This is a genomic window from Pseudooceanicola batsensis HTCC2597 (assembly GCF_000152725.1).
Classification (GTDB): domain Bacteria; phylum Pseudomonadota; class Alphaproteobacteria; order Rhodobacterales; family Rhodobacteraceae; genus Pseudooceanicola; species Pseudooceanicola batsensis.
The window spans coordinates 800,381-804,840 of sequence record NZ_CH724131.1; the positions used below are offsets into that span (position 1 = coordinate 800,381).

The following is a 4,460-nucleotide window of genomic DNA, read 5'->3' on the forward strand; positions in this document are numbered from 1 at the left end:
TGTCGCGTTGAACAGATCACCATAGACGTCAGATGGTTACATCACGCAATTGAACGCCTGCAAGAGGCGCGCTCCATCAGCTGATACCCAAGAACCTTCTCGGAAACCTCTGTCGCCTGCCCCCGTATCCGGGCCAGGACCCGGGCGGTTATCTCTTCGACCAGCGCCGACCGGTCGAGCCGCAGCGCCGTGATCGGCGGCACGTGTTCCTCGGCCAGGGCGCTGTCCCCGACCGCGATGAGCGAAATGTCCTCGGGCACCCGCAGGCGGAGGTTGGCCAGCGCGTTCAGGGTCGAGGGAAGGACATGCGTCCCCTGCACGATCATCGCCGTCGGCCGGTCGTCACAGGACAGCGCCGCCTGCACCTCGCGGAAGACGGGGGTGTTCGGTGTCTCAGGCTCGACCCGCGCGCCCGGGGTGAGCCCCGCGCCGCGCATCGCGGCATCGAAGGCGGCATGACGCATCAGCCCGGGCCGCGTGTTCTGATGCGAGAAGACCGGCAGGATCGACCTGTGCCCGAGCTTCGCGAGATGGCCGACCGCCAGGTCCATCGCCGCGAAATGATCGAAGACCAGCCGGTCGGCCTGGATCGGGATATCCCGGTCCAGCACGAAGATCGGTGCGGGGAACTTTTCCAGCAGCTGCACGATCTCGGGATCCTGCTGGTGTCCGGGGGCGATGACGATGGCGTCCATGCCGCGTTCGGCGAAGATCGAGATCGCCTGCTTCTCCCGGTCGAGCTTGCCGGCGCTGGCCGTGATCAGCGTCACGAACCCTTCGTCCGCGAGCCGGTCCTGGAGCGAATTGAAGAGCCGCGTGTAGAGCGGGTTCTCGAGGTCAGAGAAAAGGCAGCCGATCAGCCGAGACGACCGCGATCGCAGCGCCCGCGCCGCGGCGTTCGGCTGATACCCCAACTCGCGCGCCGCGCGTTGCACCGCCTCGCGCGTCTGTTCCATCACGCCGGGCGCTTCATTCATCGCCCGGCTGGCGGTTCCCACCGAAACTCCGGCCTGGCGGGCCACATCGCGAATCGTGATTTTACTGCCGGACACCTGATCACCCCGTTTTCGGCACCCTAGCATAGCCATCAAGAGCCGAGAAGATCCTGTAAACGGTCAACAAAACGCAAAAGCCACACCGGACCGGGCGGATCGTGACCCAGGTCCGCGCACGCCGTTCGAAACGGTCGTGCAACCGCAATGCCGCCCGCCCCGGATCATCAATCCGGTCCGCAGGCCCCGATTGTGAGCGCCCGGCCCCGTCCCGCTCCGTCGCAGCGTGGACAATCCCGGCCCTTCCGCCTTTCGGTTTCCACGCTTGTCAGAGCTATTGACAGGACTGCCGGAGGCGGGGTTTGCTCGCCCTGCGAGTGCGGAAACGGCCCGCATGCAGCACCCATGGCCGTTCCGTCTTCGATACATTGATAGAACAGACATTTTCAGACGAGTGACCGATGACCACAGCCAAGAACAACTCCGCAGAGGCCAGAAACGGCAACGCGACGGCCGCCGGGAAACCGGCCAACGGCGTCAAGCAGAAGGCCGCCGCCCCGGCCGAGGACGCGCCGCAGCTGGACCCCGAGGTGGCCCGCAAGATCGCCGAGTTGCGCACCACCCTGCGCGAGAACTTCGGCAAGATCGTCATGGTGATGATGATGGTGCCGCGCTACCGCGCGCAGATGCTGGCCGATCTCCAGCACATCGTGCTCGACCCGATGCTTCAGGACCGGATCGCCATCGCCTATCCCGGCAAGAAGGACCAGAGCGGCGAGGCCGACATGGCCGGTTTCGCCATCTGGGCCAGCGTCTCGGAAGAAGTCGACGCCCGTATCCGCGAGCAGATCGCCAACGGCGTCTTCCCCGTCCGCCTGAAGAGCGACGAATGGAACAGCGGCAACATCAACTGGCTGCTCGACGTGATCGCCCCCAACCGGTCGACCATCACCACCGTCATCGCGAATTTCCGACAGGTCGTGAAGGACGGCGAGCTTCACCTCCACCCGCTGATCACCCGGCTGGTGGATGCCGACGTGCTCGAGAAGATGGGCGCGCGCAAGGCCTCGGAAACCGATGCCGAGGCGGAAACCGGGGCCGAGGCGGCCAGCACGGAATGATCTAGCCGCCCCCGGCGGGCGCGGCCGTGTCGCGGCCCGCGCGGGCGACGCGTGCAATATAGGTCTCGTGCAGGTCCAGCGTGTCGACCTGCTGGCGCACCTCGCCGGCGTTCATCGCGATATACCGGGTCAGATCGGCGTCGGGCGCGGCATCCACCATCGGATGATATGTCCGCGGCCGCAGCCCCTGCCCCCACATGACCTGCAGCCAGCTGGGAACGTCGAAGAGCTCGGTATTGAAGCGGACGATCCGTCCCGAGGCGCGGAAGAGCTCCATCTTGTCCGACAGGCTCTCGGGGATGGCCATGGTCCGGCAGTACCGCCAGAACTCCGTGTCCTCCCGGTCGGTGGCGTGGTAGTGCAGGATCAGGAAATCGCGGATGGCCTCGTATTCGAAGTCGAGCTGGCGGTTGAACTCCTCCACCAGCGCAGGGTCGCAGGACCGGTCCGGGAACAAGGCCAGAAGCCGTGCGATCCCCGCCTGAATCAGGTGGATGGACGTCGATTCCAGAGGTTCCAGGAACCCGCTGGACAGCCCGAGCGCCACGCAGTTCCCGTGCCACATACGCCGGCGTTTTCCGGTCGCGAACCGGAGCAGCCGGGGCTCGGCCAGCGCCTTGCCCGGAAGCGTTCCGGTCAGGGTGGCGAGAGCCGCCTGCTCGTCCGTGAAGGCGCTGGCAAAGACGTGGCCGTTGCCGGTCCGGTGTTGCAACGGGATCTCCCATTGCCAGCCGGCCCCGCGCGCGGTGGAACGCGTGAACGGGTCGAGCCGCCCGCGACCTTCCGAGGGCAGCGCAAAGGCGCGGTCGCAGGGCAGCCAGTGCGACCAGTCCTCGTAGTCGATGCCCAGCGTCTCGCCGATCAGCAGCGCCCGGAACCCGGTGCAGTCGATGAAGAGATCGCCCGCGATCCGGTCCCCCTTCTCCATCTCCAGAGCCTCGATGAACCCCGTTCCGCCGTTCCGGGTGCAGGACAGCACCTTGCCTTCGCGCCGGGTGACGCCGCGCGCCTCGGCGTAGCGGCGCAGGAACCGCGCATAGAGCGTGGCGTCGAAATGATAGGCCGAGGCCGGAAGCCGCGCCCCGGCCACGCCGGCCCCCGGGCCGAACCGCCCCTCGCGCGCCGCGACGGCATTCGGGCTGAACTCCTCGAGGGGCAGCTCTCCGCCCTCGCCCGCGTAACGCAGCCAGTAGTGATGGAACGGCACGAGCCCTATGGCGCGCCCGACCTCGCCGAAGCCGTGGAAATAGCGCTCGCCCCGACGCCTCCAGTCCACGAACTCGATCCCCAGCTTGATCGTGCCGTTGGTCTCGCGCAGGAATTCCCGCTCGTCGATGCCGAGCCCGCTGTTGAAGAGGCGGATCTGCGGGATGGTCGCCTCGCCCACGCCGACGGTGCCGATCTCGTCGGATTCGACCAGCGTGATGGCGACGGTCCCGCCGAAATACTTCGCAAGGGCCGCCGCAGCCATCCAGCCCGCGGTGCCGCCCCCCGCGATCACCACGCGCATCGGCTTTTGACCAGCGTTTTCCATGGCTTCAGGCTAGCACACCCGCGAGGAACCGCCAGAGCCAAGACCTCGCTTTCCGCGACAGGCTGTATCAGACTTCCGCCATGTCGGACTATACCGCGAATCGCGCGCCCGGGATCCGGGTCATGCCGGTCGGCCGATCGGGCGAACCGGTCCTCGTCATCGACGACGTCCTGACCGACCCCGACCGCCTCGTCGCCGCCGCGTGCCGAGAAACCTCCTGGAACGAACTGCCGCCGGGCGGATACCCCGGTCGCCGTGCCGGGTTGCCGGAGGACTATGTACGGACGATACTCCGGCGCATCGACCCGGTGATCCGGCAGCACCTCTTCGACACGCCGCAAAGGCTCGACCGGTTCGAATGCGCCTTCTCGCTCGTCACGCAGAAGCCGTCCACGCTCCAGGGGCTTCAGCGCATCCCGCATATCGACATCGCGAGACCCGGGCGGGTGGCCATTCTGCACTACCTCTGCGCCCCCGCCTTCGGCGGCACCGCGTTCTTCCGCCAGAGTTCGACGGGCTTCGAACAGATCGGCCCCGACGAAAGGGTCCGGTACCTCGACGCGCGCCGGCGCGACCTTGCCGCGCTCGGCGAGGAGGATCGCTATCCGGGTGAACGCACGCCCGGCTACGAGCGCACCGGCTTTGTCGAGGCGCGGTTCAACCGGATCGCCGTCTATCGCAGTTTCACCCTGCACAGCGGCATCGTCGAGGACGCCGCCCTTCTGTCCGAAGACCCGGCCTGGGGTCGGCTTACCGCGAACTTCTTTGTGGATTACCTGCCGCGCGACGGGTGATCCCCGCCGCACGCGCCCA

Annotated in this window: 4 protein-coding genes; 2 read left to right on the forward strand and 2 right to left on the reverse strand. The window is 67.1% G+C overall.

From position 1 onward, the window contains the following. Positions 1 to 41: 41 nt before the first annotated feature. Entirely contained in the window at positions 42 to 1,052 is a 1,011-nt protein-coding gene (locus OB2597_RS07990; RefSeq protein ID WP_040609204.1) for a LacI family DNA-binding transcriptional regulator, read from the reverse strand. Between the two features lie 401 nt (positions 1,053 to 1,453). Here OB2597_RS07990 and OB2597_RS07995 point away from each other — a divergent pair, with 401 nt between their 5' ends. Beyond that, complete coding sequence (locus OB2597_RS07995; protein WP_009805035.1) at positions 1,454 to 2,113, forward strand: toxin-activating lysine-acyltransferase; 660 nt, start codon at positions 1,454 to 1,456, stop codon at positions 2,111 to 2,113. 1 nt (position 2,114) lies between these two features. Here OB2597_RS07995 and OB2597_RS08000 read toward each other — a convergent pair whose 3' ends face one another. Next, positions 2,115 to 3,647 (reverse strand): tryptophan halogenase family protein, encoded by a 1,533-nt coding sequence (locus OB2597_RS08000; protein WP_238529708.1) that lies wholly within the window; start codon positions 3,645 to 3,647, stop codon positions 2,115 to 2,117. An 80-nt stretch (positions 3,648 to 3,727) separates the two neighbouring features. On the opposite strand from OB2597_RS08000, the gene OB2597_RS08005 reads away from it, so the two are divergent. Beyond that, the gene (locus tag OB2597_RS08005; protein ID WP_009805037.1) at positions 3,728 to 4,441 is read left to right on the forward strand and encodes a DUF6445 family protein; all 714 of its coding nucleotides are present in this window, start codon (positions 3,728 to 3,730) and stop codon (positions 4,439 to 4,441) included. Positions 4,442 to 4,460: the final 19 nt, after the last annotated feature.

Excerpts from the sequence above, each read along its gene's own strand:
- OB2597_RS07995 (WP_009805035.1), top strand. The coding sequence starts at position 1,454 with ATGACCACAGCCAAGAACAACTCCGCAGAGGCCAGAAACGGCAACGCG.
- OB2597_RS08005 (WP_009805037.1), top strand. The coding sequence starts at position 3,728 with ATGTCGGACTATACCGCGAATCGCGCGCCCGGGATCCGGGTCATGCCG.
- OB2597_RS08000 (WP_238529708.1), bottom strand. The coding sequence starts at position 3,647 with ATGGAAAACGCTGGTCAAAAGCCGATGCGCGTGGTGATCGCGGGGGGC.